A 17,968-nucleotide genomic window follows, 5' to 3' on the forward strand; every position below is an offset into this window, starting at 1 on the left:
ACATGGCCGCGACCCAGACCAACGCACCACGCCACGACCCTAAGGTGATCAAGGCGCTTCGCAACTTCGCGATCTCGATCACCGTGTTCAACATCCTCGGGTACTCGCTCTTCGGGTTCGAGCAGCCGTGGACCTGGCCGATCATCGCCATCCTGACCGGTTACACGATCGAGATCGCGCTGGAGATCATCGGGGCCCGCGCCGAGGGACGTTCGCCGCGGTTCATGGGCAACGGCGTGCGCGGGATGGTGGAGTTCCTCTACCCGGCGCACATCACCAGCCTCGCGCTGAACATGCTGATCTACGTCAACGACCGGCTGCTGCCGATGATGTTCGGGGTCGCGGTCGCGATCGGGGCCAAGTGGGTACTGCGGGCCCCGGTGCGCGGCCGGCTGCGCCACTACATGAACCCGTCGAACTTCGGCATCACGGTGATCCTGCTCGTCTTCCCGTGGGCCAGCGTCGCGCCGCCGTACCACTTCACCGAGCACGTCGGCGGTCCGGTCGACTGGATCATCCCCGCCGTCATCATCTTCGGCGGCACCATGATCAACGGAATGTTGACCGGCCGCATGTGGCTGATCGTCGGCTGGCTGGGCATGTTCGCCATCCAGGCCATCTTCCGGGGCGTCGTGCTGGACACGTCGATCCCGGCCGCTCTGATCATGATGACCGGCGTCGCGTTCGTGCTCTTCACCAACTACATGGTCACCGACCCGGGCACCAGCCCGTCCAAGCCCGCCGCACAGTTGGCCTTCGGTGCCGGCGTCGCGGTCGTCTACGGGTTCCTCACCGGTGCCGGCATCGCGTACGGAATCTTCTTCGCCACCGCGATCGTCTGCCTGATCCGGGGCGGCTTCCACTGGTCCGTCCACTTCATGAACAAGGCCCGTGAGGAGCGCGAGCGGGCCGAGCGTGCCGCGGCGCTCGCGGTCGCGACGCCCGAGCCGGCAGCGGCGGTATCGCCCAACGGCAAGGACCACAGCGAGAAAGAGGTCGTGAACGCATGACCCGGATCGCCATCGTCGGTATGGCCTGCCATTACCCGGACGCCACCTCACCCCGACAGCTGTGGGAGAACGCACTCGCCGGGCGCCGCGCCTTCCGCCGGCTGCCGGACGTGCGGATGCGGCTCGCGGACTACTGGGACCCGGACCCGGCCACGCCGGACCGCTTCTACGCCCGCAACGCCGCGGTCATCGAGGGGTACGAGTTCGACCGGATCGCCTACAAGGTCGCCGGCAGCACGTACCGCTCGACCGACCTGACCCACTGGCTCGCGCTCGACACCGCGGCGCTCGCCCTGGCCGACGCGGGCTTCCCGATGGCCGAGGGGCTGCCCCGCGAGCGCACCGCCGTGATCGTGGGCAACACGCTCACCGGCGAGTTCTCCCGCGCCAACCAGCTGCGGCTGCGGTGGCCGTACGTGCGCCGCATGGTCGCCGCCGCGCTCAAGGAGCAGGACTGGGACGACGACCAGCTGACGTCCTTTTTGGACGGTTTCGAAGCGACGTTCAAGAGCCCGTTCCCGGCGGTCGACGAGGACACCCTGGCCGGTGGCCTGTCCAATACGATCGCCGGCCGGATCTGCAACCACTTCGACCTCAAGGGCGGCGGCTTCACGGTCGACGGCGCCTGCTCCTCCTCGCTGCTGTCGGTCGCGACCGCGAGCAAGAACCTCATCGACGGCGAGGTGGACGTCGCGGTCGCCGGCGGCGTCGACCTCTCGATCGACCCGTTCGAGATCATCGGTTTCGCCAAGACCGGCGCGCTCGCCCGGGGCGAGATGAAGGTGTACGACCGCGGCTCCAACGGCTTCTGGCCCGGCGAGGGCTGCGGCATGGTCGTGCTGATGCGGGAGAAGGAGGCGATCGCCGCCGGACACCGCATCTACGCCACGATCGCCGGCTGGGGCATCTCCTCCGACGGCAAGGGCGGCATCACCCGGCCCGAGGTGAGCGGATACCAGCTCGCCCTGCGCCGGGCGTACGAGCGGGCCGGCTTCGGCATCGGCACGGTGAGCCTCTTCGAGGGCCACGGCACCGGCACCGCGGTCGGCGACACGACCGAGCTCAAGGCGCTGTCGCAGGCCCGCCGCGACGCCGCCCCGGAAGCGGCGCCCGCCGCGATCGGCTCGATCAAGGCGATGATCGGCCACACCAAGGCCGCGGCCGGCGTCGCCGGGCTGATCAAGGCCGCGATGGCGGTACACCAGGAGGTCCTGCCGCCGACGCTCGGCTGCGTCGACCCGCACCCGGTGCTGACCGAGGATTCGGCGGCGCTGCGCGTGCTGCGCAAGGCGGAGGCGTGGCCGGCCGGGATGCCGGTGCGCGCCGGTATCACGGCCATGGGGTTCGGCGGCATCAACACGCACGTCGTGCTGGACAAGTCGGACCCGCCGCGGCGGATCTCGTTCGACAGCCGCACCCGCGCCCTGGCCTCGTCGGGACAGGACGTCGAGCTGCTGGTGGTCGACGGGGGCACGACGCAGGAACTGCGCGAGCGGCTGGAGCGGCTCGTCGAGTTCGTGCCCGGGTTGGCGTACGCCCAACTCGCCGACCTGGCCGCCACGCTGCACCGGGAGCTGCGCGACCTGCCCTACAGGGCGGCGGTCGTGGTCTCCTCGCCGGAAGACGCCGAGCAGCGGCTGCGGCGCGTGTGCGACGCGCTCGACGCCGGTGAGACGACGCTCTTCGCGGCCGACGGGCGCAGCTTCCTCGGTCACACGAGCGGGCCGGGCCGGATCGGATACCTCTTCCCGGGCCAGGGCTCGGGGCGCGGGACCAGCGGCGGTGCGCTGCGCCGCCGGTTCGCCGAGGTCGACGAGGTGTACAGCAAGGCGGCCCTGCCGACCGGAGGCGACATGGTCGCGACGGCGGTCGCCCAGCCGCGCATCGTCACCGGCTCGATGGCCGGCCTGCGCGCGCTCGAAACGCTCGGGTTGGAAGCCACCGTCGCGGTGGGACACAGCCTCGGCGAGATCTCGGCGCTGCACTGGGCCGGCGCGATGGACGAGGAGACCCTGCTGCGGGTCGCCGCGGTCCGCGGCCGCACGATGACCGAGCACAGCGCATCCGGCACGATGGCCGGCATCAGCGCGTCGGCGGAGACCGTGGGCGCGCTCGTGGCCGGCCTGCCGGTCGTGATCGCCGGCTACAACGGTCCAACCCAGACGGTCGTCGCCGGCACCGTGGAGGCGATCGAGGCGGCCGCGCGCAAGGCGGCTGACGCGGGCCTGCAATGCACCCGGCTGTCGGTGTCGCACGCGTTCCACTCGCCGCTGGTGGCGCCGGCCGCCGACGCGTTCGGCGACCGGCTGGCCGGCGAGCGTTTCGGCCGGGTCGGGCGGCGGATCGTGTCCACTGTGACCGGTGAGGCGCTGGCGCAGGAGACCGACGTGCCCGCCCTGCTGCGCCGGCAGATCACCGACCCGGTGCTCTTCGCGCAGGCGGTGGCGCTCGCCGCCAAGGACATCGACCTGCTCGTCGAGGTCGGGCCCGGACGGGTGCTCAGCGGGCTCGCCGGCGCCACGACGGACGTGCCGGCGGTCGCCCTCGACACCGACGACGAGTCGCTGGCCGGGCTGCTGCGCGTGGTGGCGGCGGCCTACGTGGTCGGCGCCGCGGGCGTGCACGACACGCTCTTCCACGGCCGGCTCACCCGGCCGCTCCAGGTCGGCACCGAGTTCAAGTTCTTCGCCAACCCGTGCGAGGCGGCCCCCGTGGTGGACGTGCGCGGCGGCGTCGGTGCCGCACCGGCGGCCGCGGCACCGGGCGCGGCGACCGTGGTCGACCCGGCAGAGTCCAGTGTGGACGTGCTGCGCCGGCTGGCGGCCGAGCGGGCCGAGCTGCCGGTGGATATGGTCCGCGAGGACAGCCGGCTCCTGGACGACCTGCACCTCAGCTCCATCACGGTCGGTCAGGTGATGAACCAGGCCGCGCAGCACTTCGGGCTGTCGCCGGCCCAGGCGCCGACCAACTTCGCGACCGCCACCGTGGCCGAGCTGGCCCAGGCGCTCGCCGAGCTGGCCGAGACCACCCAGGCGGGAGACGCGGCCGGGCCGGCGGTCGTGGCGGGTGCCGCGGCGTGGGCCCGAGCGTTCACGCTCGACCTCGACGAGTCGCCGCTCCCGGCCCGCGTCGCACCCGAGCGCAACGGCGCCTGGCGGGTGTACGCGGCCGGGGACAGCCTGCTAGCCGAGCCGCTGCGCCGCGCGCTCGAACGCGGCAACGTCGGCGGCGGGGTGCTCGTCTGCCTGCCCGAAGACTGCACCGAGGAGCACCTGGAGCTGGCCCTCTGGGGCGCCAACGCGGTCGCGACCGGTGCCACCGGCAACCGGTTCGTGCTCGTACAGCACGGCCGCGGCGCGGCGGGCCTGGCCAAGACGCTCCGGCTGGAGGCGCCGCACGTGCGCACCACGATCGTGCACCTGCCGCCGACGCCCGAGGCGGCGGACCGGGTGCTGGCCGAGGTGGCCGCGACGACCGGCTTCAGCGAGGCGTACTACGACGCGGCCGGTGTGCGGCGGGTGCCCACGCTGCGTCCGATGCCGGTGCGCCCGGCCCGTACGAGTCCACCGCTGGACGGCTCCGACGTGCTGCTCGTGACCGGCGGCGGCAAGGGGATCACCGCCGAGTGCGCGCTCGCGGTGGCGACCGACACCGGTGCCGCGCTGGCCGTACTCGGCCGCTCGGACCCGGACGCGGACCCGGAGCTGGCGGCCAACCTGCGCCGCATGGCGGACGCCGGTGTGCGCGTGCACTACGCGCGGGCCGACGTCACCGACCCCGAGCGGGTACGGGAGGCGGTCGCCGGCGTGACAGCGGAGCTGGGCCCGGTCACGGCCGTGCTGCACGGCGCCGGCCGGAACGAGCCGGCCGCGCTGACGAGCCTCGACAAGGACGCGTTCCGCCGCACGTTCGCCCCGAAGATCGACGGGCTGCGCGCGGTGCTCGACGCGGTCGACGGCGACCGGCTGCGCCTGCTCGTCACGTTCGGCAGCATCATCGGCCGGGCCGGGCTGCGCGGCGAGGCGCACTACGCCACCGCGAACGAGTGGCTCGCCGACCTCACCACCGGGTACGCCGAGGCACACCCGCACTGCCGCGCGCTCTGCATGGAGTGGTCGGTCTGGTCCGGCGTGGGCATGGGCGAGCGGCTCTCCGTCGTCGAGGGGCTCTACCGCGAGGGCATCACGCCGATCTCGCCGGACCAGGGCGTCGAGATCATGCGGCGGCTGCTCGCCGACCCCGACACCCCCGGCGTGGTGGTGGTCAGCGGGCGGACCGAGGGCATCGACACGGTCCGGCGCGAGCTGCCCGAGCTGCCGCTGCTGCGCTTCGTCGAGAAGCCGCTGGTCCGCTACCACGGAGTCGAGCTGGTCTCCGAAGTGGACCTGAACGCGGGCACCGACCTCTACCTCGCCGACCACCGCCTCGACGGCAACCTGCTCTTCCCGGCGGTGTTCGGCATGGAGGCGATGTCCCAGGTGGCCACCGCGGTCACCGGGCGGGGCACGGTGCCGGTGCTGGAACGGATCGAGTTCGAGCGGCCGATCGTGGTGCCGCCGGACGGGACCACGACGATCCGCATCGCCGCCGTCGTCACCGACGACGACACAGTGGACGTTGCCATCCGCAGCTCGGAGACCGGGTTCGCGGCCGACCACTTCCACGCCCGGCTGCGCTTCACCGGTGCGGGCGTACCGGACGGGCCGCCGGACGAGGTCGCCGAAGGGCTGCCCGCGGTGGCCCTGGATCCGGCCCGCGACCTGTACGGGGACACGTTGTTCCAAGGTGGACGTTTCCACCGGCTGCTGCGCTACCACCGGGCGGCCGCGCGGCAGGTCGACGTCGACGTCGCCGCGGTCGAGGCGGGAAACTGGTTCGCCGGTTACCTTCCCGGCGAGCTGCTGCTCGGCGACCCGGGCATGCGCGACGCGCTCATGCACGGCAACCAGGTCTGCGTACCGCACGCGACCCTGCTGCCGGCCGGCATCGAGCGGGTGCACCCCGCCGGAGACAAGCTCTCCACCGCGGGCGAGGTGCGCTTCTGCGCCACCGAACGCAGCCGCGACGGCGACACCTACGTCTACGACATCGCCGTGCGTACCAAGGATGGCGAGGTCGTCGAACGGTGGGAGGGCCTGCGTCTCCAGGCCGTGCGCAAGAAGGACGGCCGCGGGCCGTGGGTCGCCCCGCTGCTCGGGCCCTACCTGGAGCGTGCGCTGGAAGACCTGCTCGGCCTGCGGGCCGCGGTGGCCGTCGAGCCCTACCCGCGGGAGCGCGAGGCGTACCACCGCGACCAGACGGCGCTCGCCGCCAGCCGCGCGCTCGGCGGACCCACCCAGGTCCGGTACCGCCCGGACGGGCGACCGGAGGTCGACGGCGACCGGGCCATCTCGGCCTCGCACGGCGCGGGCGTGACGCTGGTCGTCGCGGCCACCGGCACCGTCGCCTGCGACGTGGAACCGGTCGCCGACCGGGATCCGGCGGACTGGCGGACGCTGCTGGGCGGCCACGCCGGCCTGGCCGACCTGGTCCGCACCGAGCTGGGCGAGTCGGCGGACACGGCCGCCACGCGGGTGTGGGCGGCCATGGAGTGCCTTCAGAAGGCGGGCCTGCCCGCGCACGCCCCGCTCACCGTCACGCCGCAGCGGCACGAGGCCTGGCTGGTCCTCGCCTCCGGCACCCTCCGGATCGCCACGCTTGTCACGAGCCTGCGTGACACCGCGGAACCGGTCGCGATCGCGATCCTCACCGACGGATGGAAGTAGCAGATGGACAAGTACTTCGAGTACGCGCACACGGTCGGCTTCGAGGAAACCAACATCGTCGGCAACGTCTACTACGTCAACTACCTGCGTTGGCAGGGGCGCTGCCGGGAGATGTTCCTCAAGGAGCGGGCGCCGGCGGTCCTCGCCGACCTCCAGGGCGACCTCAAGCTGTTCACGCTCAAGGTGGACTGCGAGTTCTACGCCGAGATCACCGCCTTCGACGAGCTCTCCATCCGGATGCGGCTGGTCGACCTGGCACAGACGCAGATCGAGTTCAGCTTCGACTACGTGCGGCTCGAACCGGGCGGCGAGACCCTCGTCGCCCGGGGCCGGCAGCGGGTGGCCTGCATGCGCGGGCCGAACACCGCCACCGTGCCGACAAGGGTGCCGGAGGCGCTGGCCAGCGCGCTCGAGCCGTACGCACCCGCCCGGGTGTAGCGATGGGGGAGGCGAGCGTGAACGGATCCACGACGGCCGGCGGGGTCACCGACGCGAAGTTGCTGCGGCGCGCGTTCGGCACGTTCGCGACCGGTGTCACGGTCGTCACCGTGGGCGGCAGCGTCGCGCACGGGATGACGGCCAACTCCTTCACGTCGGTGTCGCTCGACCCGCCGCTGGCGCTGGTCTGCGTCGACCGGGACGCGATCATGCACACGAACCTGACCGCGGCCGGCTGCTTCGGCGTGTCCGTCCTGGCCGCCGACCAGGAGGACGTGGCACGGCACTTCGCCAACCGCTGGCGTCCACTGGGGATCGCGCAGTTCGAACCCGTGTCCTGGCAACCCGGCGGGCTCACCGGCGCACCGCTGATCGGCGGTGCCGTCACCCACTTCGAATGCGAGCTGTGGCGCGCCTACGGCGGCGGCGACCACACCATCTTCCTCGGCAAGGTGGTCTCATTGGACCGGCGCTCCGACGACGACGTGCTGGTCTTCATCAACGGCCGGTTCCGCGCGGCCGCCGTGTCAGCGGAGGTGACGACATGACCCTTGCCCCCACTCGACGCGTGCCGCCCGGGCCACCGGCCCGGAAGGCACCCGGCCTGCTCTGGAAGCTGGTACGGGACCGGCTCGGGCTGATGTCGTCGGCCGCCGCCTACGGCGACGCGGTGCGGATCGCCATCGGCCCCAAGGTCCTCTACTTCTTCAACCACCCCGACCACGCCAAGTACGTGCTGGCGGACAACCCCACCAACTACCACAAGGGCGTCGGGCTGGCCCAGGCCAAGCGGGCGCTCGGCGACGGCCTGCTCACCAGCGAGGGCGACCTGTGGCGCAAGCAGCGCAAGGTGATCCAGCCGGTGTTCCAGGCCAAGCGGATAGCGCAGCAGGCGGGCATCGTGGCGGAGGAGGCGGCCGGCCTCGTCGCCCGCCTGCGGGCCCACGCGGGCGGTGAGCCGGTCGACGTCGTACGCGAGATGACCGGCCTCACCCTCGGCGTGCTCGGCCGCACCCTGCTCGACGCCGACCTGGGCGGCTTCCGGGAGATCGGGCCGTCCTTCGAGGCGATGCAGGACCAGGCGATGTTCGAGATGGTCTCGATGAGCATGGTGCCGATGTGGGTGCCGCTGCCGCACCAGCTCCGCTTCCGCCGCGCCCGCCGCGAGCTCCAGCGGATCGTCGACGAGCTGGTACGGCGGCGCGGTGACCGCCCGGCCGCCGACGACGCCCTGTCCCGACTGATCGACTCCACCTCGCGCGAGGGCGACCCGAAGGTGGGCCGGCAACGCATGCGCGACGAAATGATCACCCTGCTGCTGGCCGGCCACGAGACCACGGCGAGCACGCTGAGCTGGACCTTCTACCTGGCCGACCGCCACCCGGAGGTGTGGGAGCGGCTGCACGCCGAAGCCACCGAGGTGCTCGGCGACCGCCTGCCCACCTACGAAGACCTGCACCGGTTGCGGTACACCGCGATGGTCGTCGAGGAGGTCATCCGCCTCTACCCGCCCGTCTGGATGCTCTCCCGCCTCGCCCAGGAACCCGACGTCGTCGGCGGCTACGACATCCCGGCCGGCTCCGACGTGCTGATCTGCCCGTACACCCTGCACCGGCACCCGGCCTTCTGGGACCAGCCCGAGCGCTTCGACCCGGAGCGCTTCGACCACGCCCGCGCCGTGGACCGGCCGCGGTACGCGTACATCCCGTTCGGCGCCGGCCCGCGGTTCTGCGTCGGCAACAACCTGGGGATGCTGGAGGCCACATTCGTGGTGGCGATGGTCGCCCGCGAACTACGCCTCACCAAGGTCCCCGGCTACGCCGTCGTCCCCGAGCCGATGCTCTCCCTCCGCGTCCGCGGCGGCCTACCCATGAGCATCAGCGCCCGCTAAGACCTTCCGTCTTCGAAGCGGCGCTGCCGATCGTGGCGTCGATCAGGATCTCGGCCGCCTGCCGGGCCTGCCGCGCCGCGTCGCTCGTGCCGGCGATGGCCGCCGTTGTCTGCGCCCCCTCGGCGAGGATCGCCAGCTGGGCGGCGAGCGACGGCGGCCCGCCGGCCTCGGCGACGAGCGCGGTCAGCCGGGCCTGAAACTCCGCCTTGTGCGATCGCACGATCTCGGCGATCCGGGGTGCCGTCGTGCCCAGCTCGCCGAAGGAGTTGATGAACACGCAGCCGCGGAAGTCGTCCTGGTCGAACCAGCGGGCCAGCGCGTCGTAGAGGGCGAGCAGCCGTTCGCGGGAGTCGCCGGTGCTCATCGCCTCGTCGACCAGCGTGTGCCACATCTGGCGCCGGCCGAGCAGGACCTGCTCGACGATGGCCTCCTTGGAGGAGAACAGCCGGTAGAGCCGCTTGAGCGGCACACCCGACTCGGCCCGCAGGGCGTCCATGCCCACGGCCTGGATGCCGAGCCGGTAGTAGAGCCGGTCGGCCGCCGCCAGCACCTGGGCTCGCGCCGTCTCGTCGTCCATATTCCCCTCCGTCCCACCACGTGCGGTGACACCTCTCACGGTGTCGTGAGAACGCTCGTTCTCTAGACTACATCGCAGCGGTGAGAACGATCGTTCTCCCCAGATCGCAGGAGGCAGAGATGCCATTCGTCACCGTCGGCTCGGAAAACGACACCAGCATCGACCTCTACTACGAGGACCACGGCTCCGGTCAGCCGGTCGTCCTCATCCACGGCTACCCGCTGGACGGGCACTCGTGGGAGAAGCAGAGCGCGGTGCTGCTCCAGGCCGGCTACCGCGTCATCACGTACGACCGCCGGGGCTTCGGGCGTTCCAGCCAGCCGACCACCGGCTACGACTACGACACGTTCGCCGCGGACCTGAAGGTCCTGCTGGACACGCTGGACCTCACCGACGTCGTCCTGGTCGGCTTCTCGATGGGCACCGGTGAGGTCGCCCGCTACCTCGGCAGGTACGGATCGGCCCGGGTGGCCAAGGCCGCCTTCCTCGCCTCGCTGGAGCCCTTCCTGCTCAAGACCGACGACAACCCCACCGGGGTGCCGCAGGAGGTCTTCGACGGGATCCTCGACGCCGTGACCCGCGACCGGTACGCCTACTTCACCGCCTTCTACCGCGACTTCTACAACACCGACGAAAACCTCGGCACCCGGCTCTCCGAGGAGGCGCTGCGCAACAGCTGGAACGTCGCCGCCGGCGCGTCCTGGTTTGCCTCCAGCGCCGCGGTGCCGACCTGGGTCACCGACTTTCGGGGCGACATCCCGAAGGTCGACGTGCCCACCCTGATCCTGCACGGCACCGCCGACAACATCCTGCCCATCGACGCCACCGCCCGCCCGTTCCACCGGCTGCTGCCGGCCGCCGACTACGTCGAGGTCGACGGTGCGCCGCACGGTCTACTGTGGACGCACGCCGACGAGGTCAACGAAGCCCTGCTCGCCTTCCTCGGCAAGTAACCGGATTTCGGGGTCACCGCGGTCGTCGACCACGGTGACCCCGGGGTCCGAAGGCCGTCTCGTGGACCGGGCGGGAGAAGAGGTGGCCCTGGCCGAGCTCGCAGCCCAGCTCGCGGAGCACGGCGTGCTGCTCGCGGTCTTCGATGCCCTCGGCGATCACGCCCATGCCCAGGTTGTGTCCCATCAGGATGATGGTGCGGATCAGCTCGCGTGCCCTGGCGCTGGAGGCGACGTCGTTCACAAAGGACTTGTCTATCTTCAGCGCGTCGATGGGCAGCTCGCGCAGCAGGCTCAGCGACGAGTAGCCGGTGCCGAAGTCGTCCACGTAGAGCTTCAGCCCTTGGCCGTGCAGGTCGTGCAGCATGCGCCGGGCGGCGCCGACGTCGTGCACCACCACGCTCTCGGTGATCTCCAGCGCGACGCAGTGGGCGGGCAGCTCTTCCTGGCGCAGCGCCGCGGCGACGGTCGCGGCGGCGTCTCCGTACCAGAACTGCCGGTCCGACAGGTTGATGCTGACCCATAGGTCGTCGGGGACGGTGCCGGCCCGGCGCCAGCCGGCCAGCCGCCGGCACGCCTCGCCGATCACCCACTGGCCGATCGGCACCATGAGCCCGGCCTCCTCGGCCACCGGGAGGAACCGCGCGGGCGGCAGCAGGCCCTGCGTCGGATGGCGCCACCGCAGCAGCGCCTCCAGCGCCACCGTCGTGCCCGCGGCGAGGTCGACGATCGGCTGGTAGTGCAGCTCCAGCCGGCTGTCGGCGAGGGCCTGGCGCAGCTCGGTCTCGATACGCAGCCGGTCGACCGCCTCGGCGCGCATCGACACGTCGAAGACCGCGTGTGAACCCTTCTTGCGCGTCTTCGCCCGGTACATCGCGATGTCGGCGTTGCGCAGCAGGTCTTCGGCGCTCTGGTAGTCGCTGGTCCCCTCGGCGATGCCGATGCTGACGCTCACGACCACCTCCTGGCCGGCCACCATCTGCGGTCGGCCGACGGCCTCGCGCAGACGCTCGGCGACGGCGGCGAGCGCGGCGGGGTCGCCGATGCCGTCGACGAGGATGGCGAACTCGTCGCCCGCGAAGCGTGCCGGCGTGTCCACCGGCCGCACCTCCGCCCTGATCCGCTCCGCCACCTGGCACAGCAGGCGATCACCGGCCAGGTGCCCGAGGCTGTCGTTGATCACCTTGAGGCCGTCGAGGTCGAGGAAGAGCACGCCGAAGCGGTAGCCCGAACCGCCACCGGCCCGACCGAGCGCGCCGCCGATCCGTTCCAGGAAGAGCGTGCGGTTGGGCAGGCCGGTCAGCTGGTCGTAGAGGGCGGCGTGGCGGAGCTGCTCTTCCTGCCGCCGCAGGGACGTCACCACTTCCCGGTGGTCGAGCATGCCGCAGAGCAACGCCGCCCACTGGTTGACGGTCTCGACGATCGAAGACTTCTGCGTGTCGATCGGGCCGACGTGGGCGAGCATCCCGCGGTCGCTGTCGCGCAGGCGCACCGGCACCACGAACGCGATCTGTCCGGCGCCGGGATCTGACTCGTCGATCAGCTCGGCCGGCGGGAACGCGTCGACCGTGACCGGGCTCTCCGGCTTGAGCTGGCGGGTCGGGTCGCGGTGGTACGTGCCGGCGATATCCAGCAGCGGATCGGCGGTCCGGTCGGGCAGCCACAGGCCCAGGCACCCGGCGGTGGCCCGGGAACGCTCGAGCCACCCCAGGTCCGCCGGGTTGCCCTCGCTGCGCAGCAGCTCCATGGAGATGCCGTACTGGCTGCTCAGCGCCTGTTCCAGATATTGGTTTTCGGCCGCGAGCCGCAGCGGCGCGCTCGCCGCGTCGGGCCCGGGCTGGCGCGGGCGGCAACCACACGACTGGCGCACCACGAGGCGGGACCGGCCCTCGCGGGCGAACCGCTTTCCCGCCGGCACGTCACCGCCTTCCAGCATCGCCAGCAGCGTCTCGCCCGCCTCCTGCCCCACCTCGTCGAAGGCCCCCTCCACAGTGGACAGATTTGGGACGACGTGCTGCGCGGCGGTCACGTCGTCGAACCCGACTATGGCCAGATCGCGCGGCAGCGTGCGGCCCGCGGCGGTGAGCCCGCGGATCAGGCCCACCGCGTTGTAGTCGTTGGCGCAGAAGGCTGCGGTGACCGGCATGCCCGCGCGGACCATCAGCTCGGCGGCCACCTCGCCGCCGGTCGTCACGTTGTCGCCGGCGGGGAAGAGCATGCCCTCCTCGTACGGCAGGCCGTGTGCGGCGAGCGTCTCCCGGTACGCCTCGTGCCGCTGCCGGATGTCCTCCTGCGCCATCCAGCCCACGAACCCGATCCGGCGGTGTCCGTGTGCGATCAGGTGCTCGACGGCCAGCCGGGTGCCGCCGCGGTTGTCGGGCAGGACCACCGGGCAGTCGAAGCCGGGCACCTCCTGGCTCACCATCACGACCGGCTTGCCGGCGTCGCGCAGCGCGTCCAGGTACGGCCGGTCGGCCGAGTTGAGGACCACGACGAAGCCCGCCACGTGGCGCCAGGCGACGGGCCGCCGGAAGTTCGAAAGGTCCAGGTAAGCGATCTCGTCGACACCGGGGTCGAACGTCTGCACCGCGACCACGCGGCCGCCCGCCGCGGCGGCGGCGCGCGCGACACCCCGCAGCAGCCCTCCGAAATAGTGTCCGGACAGCAGCGGCGTTAGCACGCCGACGGTGATTCTCGATGACAAATCGGGCCCCCGCCCCTCACGGAGCAGCATCTGGTTGAGCATAGCCAGCGCCCGCCGCGTGAGCTGGGCCGATCGGTGCGGCGTCAGCGGGCGACGTAGCCGCCGTCGACGCTGAGGATGGTCCCGGTGATGCCGGCGGACTCCGGCGAGGCGAGGAAGACGATCGCGCGGGCGACCTCGTCCGGGGTGGACATGCGCCCGATCGGATGGTTGCTCAAGGTGACCGCGAGGCTCGCCGCCGGGTCGGGGTCGGCCGCCCGCGCCTCGGCCATGAACTCGGTGTCGACCGCGCCCGGTGCCACCGCGTTCACCCGCACGCCGCGGCCCGCGCACTCGATCGCGAGCTGGCGGGTCAGCTGGACGACCGCGCCCTTGGTCATCGCGTACACGCTCTGGTTGGGCACGCCGATCAGGCCCGAGATCGACGCGACGTTGACGATGCAGCCGCCGGCGTCGGTCAGGTGGGGCAGAGCGGCCCGCGCGAACCGGAACGCCGGCCGGACGTTGACCGCGAAGAGGGCGTCGAACTCGTCGTCGGTGGTGTCGAGGATGGGCCGGCGCAGAAACCGGCCGGCGTTGTTGACCAGCAGGTCGAGCCGGCCGAAGGCGGCGATGGCGCGCGCGACCGCGGCGTCCGGTGTCGCGGCCGCCGTCACGTCGGCGGGCAGCGGCACCACCCGGCCGTCTTCGGCCAGATCGGCGACCGCGGGCGAGACGTCGACCGCGACGACCCGGTAGCCCTCGGCACGCAGCCGGGTCACGACGCTGCGGCCGATGCCGCGGGCCGCGCCGGTCACGACGGCGGTCAGATCCATGCGATATCCCGTCTACCGGGGTAAGTATCCTGCAATGCAGGATGGGCTCTCCTGTCTGATCCCGTCAAGGGGCAAGATCTAACTCCTCGGCAATCCGGTTGAAATCTTCGTCGAGGGCTTGACAGGGCTCGGGCGTGATCACCTACATTCGCCGTACCGGATAGCTGGATGGTCGCCCCGCAATGCGGGACGGCGCCCGAGGTGGCGAGGAGGACACCCATGACAAACCCGTCCCGGGGTTCGCGTCCCGCCGCCGACGGGCTCGAGATCGCCAGCGGCGACATCCAGGTGGTGGCGCGCGTCGTCCAGCTGCTCCGGCTGCTGGCGGCCAACGAGACCATCGACCTGGTGTCGGCCGCCGAGGAGCTGGGCGTGGGTAAGTCCACGGCCCACCGCTACCTCGCGTCGATGGAAAACCACAGCCTGCTACAACGCCGAGACCGAAACCGGTACGAGTTCGGGGTCCTCCTCGCCGAGTTGGGCACGATGGCGCTCTCTCGGCTCGGGGTCACCGACCTCGCCGGTCCGGTGATGGAAGAGATCAGCGTGCGCGTCCGCCACACGGTCGTGCTCAGCGTGTGGAACGGTCAAGGTCCCACCGTGGCGCGGGTGCACGAGGACAGCAGCCGCACCGCGCACGTGTCGATCGCGGTCGGCAGCCGGCTCGGCCCGAGCACGGCGCAGGCCGTGGTCTTCTGGGCCTTCCGCGGCCAGTCGTTCTACAGGTTCGGCGCGGGGGCGGCGGACGCGACCGAGGAAGAGCTGGCGGAGGTTCGCCGGACCGGGATCGCGGTCCGGGCGAGCCGCAACGAGGGCGTGAGCGCGGTCGCGACTCCGGTCCGGGATCCAGCCGGTCGGGTCGTCGCCACGCTGGCCGTTGTCGGCATATCCCAGTTCGTGCCCATGGAGAGCGACAGCCCGGTGGCGCGCGCTCTGCTGGCGGGCGCGGAAACGATCAGTCGCCGGATGGTCAGCCCGCTCGAAGGCGGGTCGGACTGACGTACCGGACGCGATAGCTCCCAATCGATCGTCGAAAAAAAGGCGAAAAATGAGGACATTTCGGTTCTTAACCGTGGCCGCGATCGGTTCCCTGATGCTGACGGCCTGTGGCGCGGGTGGAGAGTCCGGCGGCACGGGCGGCGAGCAGAAGCTGACCTGGGCGAGCACCGGCGGACAGTTTCAGGAAGACGAGAAGAAGGCCCTCCAGGAGCCTTTCACCACAAAGACGGGCACCCAGTTCGCCAACGTCAGCCCGGCCGAGATCGCCCAGGTCCGCACCATGGTCAAGGCGGGCAAGACGATCTGGGACCTGGCCAACATGAGCTGGATCTACGCCGGCGCCTACTGCGGCGAGCTGTACGAGAAGCTCGACGATCCCGCCCTCGACCGCAGCAAGTTTCCCGAGGGTACGACGGGGGAGTGCTTCGTACCGACCTACCGGTACGCCAACATCTTCAGCTACAACGCGGACCTCTTCCCCGGCGAGAAGCCGACCAGGATCGAAGATTTCTTCGACGTCAAACGCTTCCCGGGTAAGCGGATCGTCTACGACTACCCGAAGGCCGGTCTCCTCGAGGCCGCGCTCGTCGCCGACGGCGTGCCGCCCGAGAAGGTCTACCCGCTCGACCTCGAGCGGGCTCTCCGGAAGATCGACACGATCAAGAGCTCGGTCGTCTTCGCGCCCAGCTACGGCGCGATCCAGCAACAGCTCGTCGACAAGCAGGCCAGCATGGTGCTCACCGTGACGGCGCGGTCGATCGTCACCTCGCAGAGCGGCGCCAAGCTCGTCCCGGTCTGGGACTTCAACACCACCGACATCGGCGCCCTCGTCATCCCGAAGGGCAGCCCCAACAAGCAACTCGCCCAGGAGATGCTCGCGTTCGTCACCGAACCGGCCCAGGCCACCGCGTACGCCAAGCTGACCGGCACGGCGCCGGCCCGGACCGACGTCGACGTCACATCCATCGGGTACACCGAGCAGCAGAAGGCGTTCAACGCGTTCCTGCCCGACCGTGGCCGGCTCGTCGAGCAGGACAAGCAGTGGTGGATCGCCAACACCGACGCGGTCGTCAAGCGCTGGACCGCGTGGAAGGTCGGCTGACGCGAATGGCCGCGCCAACAGCCACGGCCGAGGCGCCCCCCACGGGGCGCCTCGGGCGGGCCCGCGCCGACCGGAAGCAGGGCGCCGGATGGCTGCTCCTGCTGCCGTCGCTCGTCGCCCTGGCTGTCTTCTTCGTACTGCCGCTCGCGAACGTCGTCGTGGACAGCGTCACCGAGCCGGACATCGGCCTCGGAAACTACGCCTCGCTCTTCACCGACGGTTACACGCTGCGGGTGCTGGGCCGGACGCTGCTCGTCGCGCTGGTGGTCTCGGCCGTGGGCGTGGTGCTCGCCTACCCGTACGCGTACGCGATGACGCTGGTCGGCCCGACCATGCGCGCCGTGCTGGTGACCGTCGTACTCGTTCCATTTTGGACGAGCATGCTGGCGCGCAACTTCGCGTGGATGGTCCTGATGCAGGACGACGGCATGGTGCAGCGGATGCTCTCGCCGTTCGGGCTCGGCGACGTCACGCTGCTGGGCTCCACGACGGCCGTCGCGATATCGATGACCCAGGTGCTGCTGCCGTTCCTGGTGCTCCCGATGTACAGCGCGATGGACCAGATCGACCGGCGGCTGCTGGCGGCCGGGCAGAGCCTCGGCGCGCCGCGCGGGCGCGCGTTCCGCAGGATCTACCTGCCGCTCTCCATGCCGGGCGTCGTCGCGGGGGTCTCGCTCGTCTTCGTGCTGGCGCTGGGCTTCTACGTCACGCCGGCCCTGCTCGGGTCGACGCGAAACGCGATGATCGCGCAGGTGATCAACGTGCGCACCAAGGAGCTGCTCGACTTCGGGGGCGCCGGCGCGATGGGCGTCTTCCTGCTCGTCGTCACCCTCGTCGTGCTCGGCGTCAGCCGCCGCCTGGCCGGGCAGCGCGTCTCGTCCGTCGCACCCGGATACCAGCCGGCCCGCTCGCGCGGCCGGGAAGACCAGCCGACGGAGATGCGGCCCTGGCTCAAGGTGCACACGGGGCTCGTCGCGGTCCTCCTCGTCGCGCCGACCCTCGTGGTCATCCCGATGAGCTTCTCCTCGGGAAGGACCTTCCAGTTTCCGCCGAACGGCTGGTCGCTCCAGTGGTACGAGCGGCTCTTCACCTCGCCGGAGTGGACGGCCGCGATATTCAACTCGATCCAGGCGGGGCTCATCACCGCGCTACTCGCGACGGTGCTCGGCACGACGGCGGCCCTCGGCCTGATGCGGCTCTCCCCGCGCTGGCGCGGCGCCCTCACCGGGTTTTTGCTCTCGCCGCTCATCGTGCCGCACATCCTCGTCGCGCTGGTGGTCTTCGCCGCGTTCCTCCAGGTGGGCCTCAACGGCACGCTCATCGGCATCATCCTGGCGCACACCGCGATGGCCCTGCCCTTCGTGGTGATCGCGGTGACCGCGCGGTTGCAGGGGATGGACGGCCGGCTGCCCGGCGTCGCGGCGAGCCTCGGCGCCAGCCCGTTCGCCGCGTTCCGCAAGGTGACGTTTCCCCTGCTGCTGCCCGGCATCATGTCCGGCGCCGTGCTGGCGTTCGTGACGTCGCTGGACGAGGTCGTCATCGCCCTGTTCCTCCAAGGGCCCGGTGCGGTCACGCTGCCGGTCCAGATGTTCAACAGCGTCACCGTCCAGATCGACCCGACGATCTCCGCCGCGTCGAGCCTGATCGTCGTCCTGGTGAGCGTGCCCATCCTGCTCGCCCAAGTCGTCAGCGCGCGGCGCGGAAAGGGAAGGTAGCC

At 71.3% G+C, this 17,968-nt stretch carries 12 protein-coding genes; 9 read left to right on the plus strand and 3 right to left on the minus strand.

The window, feature by feature from the left end; genetic code table 11:
* The first annotated feature begins 2 nt into the window (after positions 1 to 2).
* From AC5L36_RS23275 to AC5L36_RS23295, 5 genes are read left to right on the plus strand one after another with little or no spacing between them, the layout of a single operon-like run.
* Positions 3 to 1,010: an enediyne biosynthesis protein gene (locus tag AC5L36_RS23275; RefSeq protein ID WP_441219465.1), complete on the plus strand. Its 1,008-nt coding sequence runs from the start codon at positions 3 to 5 to the stop codon at positions 1,008 to 1,010.
* Positions 1,007 to 6,775 (plus strand): type I polyketide synthase, encoded by a 5,769-nt coding sequence (locus AC5L36_RS23280; protein WP_441219467.1) that lies wholly within the window; start codon positions 1,007 to 1,009, stop codon positions 6,773 to 6,775. The genes AC5L36_RS23275 and AC5L36_RS23280 overlap by 4 nt, the downstream gene beginning before the upstream one ends.
* A 3-nt stretch (positions 6,776 to 6,778) precedes the next feature.
* Positions 6,779 to 7,213, plus strand: coding sequence for an acyl-CoA thioesterase (locus AC5L36_RS23285; protein ID WP_441219469.1), 435 nt, complete (start codon positions 6,779 to 6,781; stop codon positions 7,211 to 7,213).
* A 17-nt stretch (positions 7,214 to 7,230) separates the two neighbouring features.
* Entirely contained in the window at positions 7,231 to 7,761 is a 531-nt protein-coding gene (locus tag AC5L36_RS23290; protein ID WP_441219471.1) for a flavin reductase family protein, read from the plus strand.
* Positions 7,758 to 9,104, plus strand: coding sequence for a cytochrome P450 (locus AC5L36_RS23295; RefSeq protein ID WP_441219473.1), 1,347 nt, complete (start codon positions 7,758 to 7,760; stop codon positions 9,102 to 9,104). Before AC5L36_RS23290 ends, AC5L36_RS23295 begins: the two co-directional genes overlap by 4 nt.
* On the opposite strand, the gene AC5L36_RS23300 is transcribed toward AC5L36_RS23295, so the two are convergent.
* Entirely contained in the window at positions 9,091 to 9,681 is a 591-nt protein-coding gene (locus AC5L36_RS23300; protein ID WP_441219475.1) for a TetR/AcrR family transcriptional regulator, read from the minus strand. The two genes, AC5L36_RS23295 and AC5L36_RS23300, sit on opposite strands and share 14 nt — an antisense overlap.
* 119 nt (positions 9,682 to 9,800) lie before the next feature.
* Between AC5L36_RS23300 and AC5L36_RS23305 the strand changes: the two genes are divergently transcribed.
* Positions 9,801 to 10,634 carry an alpha/beta fold hydrolase gene (locus AC5L36_RS23305; RefSeq protein ID WP_441219477.1) on the plus strand — a complete coding sequence of 278 codons (834 nt, stop codon included), beginning with the start codon at positions 9,801 to 9,803 and terminating at the stop codon, positions 10,632 to 10,634.
* A 13-nt stretch (positions 10,635 to 10,647) separates the two neighbouring features.
* Here AC5L36_RS23305 and AC5L36_RS23310 read toward each other — a convergent pair whose 3' ends face one another.
* Positions 10,648 to 13,365, minus strand: a complete 2,718-nt coding sequence (locus AC5L36_RS23310; protein ID WP_441219479.1) for an EAL domain-containing protein — start codon at positions 13,363 to 13,365, stop codon at positions 10,648 to 10,650.
* Positions 13,366 to 13,418: 53 nt separating this feature from the next.
* Complete coding sequence (locus tag AC5L36_RS23315) at positions 13,419 to 14,150, minus strand: SDR family NAD(P)-dependent oxidoreductase (protein WP_441219481.1); 732 nt, start codon at positions 14,148 to 14,150, stop codon at positions 13,419 to 13,421.
* A gap of 219 nt (positions 14,151 to 14,369) precedes the next feature.
* On the opposite strand from AC5L36_RS23315, the gene AC5L36_RS23320 reads away from it, so the two are divergent.
* From AC5L36_RS23320 to AC5L36_RS23330, 3 genes are all read left to right on the plus strand, one after another.
* Complete coding sequence (locus tag AC5L36_RS23320) at positions 14,370 to 15,149, plus strand: IclR family transcriptional regulator (RefSeq protein ID WP_441219483.1); 780 nt, start codon at positions 14,370 to 14,372, stop codon at positions 15,147 to 15,149.
* 94 nt (positions 15,150 to 15,243) lie between these two features.
* On the plus strand, positions 15,244 to 16,251 hold the full coding sequence (locus AC5L36_RS23325; RefSeq protein WP_441219485.1) for an extracellular solute-binding protein: 1,008 nt from the start codon (positions 15,244 to 15,246) through the stop codon (positions 16,249 to 16,251).
* A 5-nt stretch (positions 16,252 to 16,256) separates the two neighbouring features.
* On the plus strand, positions 16,257 to 17,966 hold the full coding sequence (locus AC5L36_RS23330) for an ABC transporter permease subunit (protein WP_441219487.1): 1,710 nt from the start codon (positions 16,257 to 16,259) through the stop codon (positions 17,964 to 17,966).
* The last annotated feature ends 2 nt before the right edge of the window (positions 17,967 to 17,968 follow it).

This window comes from Phytohabitans sp. LZ39 (assembly GCF_059359075.1).

Bases quoted from the DNA above. Each gene is read 5' to 3' on its own strand.
- AC5L36_RS23330 (WP_441219487.1), top strand. From the start codon at position 16,257: ATGGCCGCGCCAACAGCCACGGCCGAGGCGCCCCCCACGGGGCGCCTC.
- AC5L36_RS23280 (WP_441219467.1), top strand. From the start codon at position 1,007: ATGACCCGGATCGCCATCGTCGGTATGGCCTGCCATTACCCGGACGCC.
- AC5L36_RS23300 (WP_441219475.1), bottom strand. From the start codon at position 9,681: ATGGACGACGAGACGGCGCGAGCCCAGGTGCTGGCGGCGGCCGACCGG.
- AC5L36_RS23320 (WP_441219483.1), top strand. From the start codon at position 14,370: ATGACAAACCCGTCCCGGGGTTCGCGTCCCGCCGCCGACGGGCTCGAG.
- AC5L36_RS23305 (WP_441219477.1), top strand. From the start codon at position 9,801: ATGCCATTCGTCACCGTCGGCTCGGAAAACGACACCAGCATCGACCTC.
- AC5L36_RS23295 (WP_441219473.1), top strand. From the start codon at position 7,758: ATGACCCTTGCCCCCACTCGACGCGTGCCGCCCGGGCCACCGGCCCGG.
- AC5L36_RS23315 (WP_441219481.1), bottom strand. From the start codon at position 14,150: ATGGATCTGACCGCCGTCGTGACCGGCGCGGCCCGCGGCATCGGCCGC.
- AC5L36_RS23310 (WP_441219479.1), bottom strand. From the start codon at position 13,365: ATGCTGCTCCGTGAGGGGCGGGGGCCCGATTTGTCATCGAGAATCACC.
- AC5L36_RS23275 (WP_441219465.1), top strand. From the start codon at position 3: ATGGCCGCGACCCAGACCAACGCACCACGCCACGACCCTAAGGTGATC.
- AC5L36_RS23325 (WP_441219485.1), top strand. From the start codon at position 15,244: ATGCTGACGGCCTGTGGCGCGGGTGGAGAGTCCGGCGGCACGGGCGGC.
- AC5L36_RS23285 (WP_441219469.1), top strand. From the start codon at position 6,779: ATGGACAAGTACTTCGAGTACGCGCACACGGTCGGCTTCGAGGAAACC.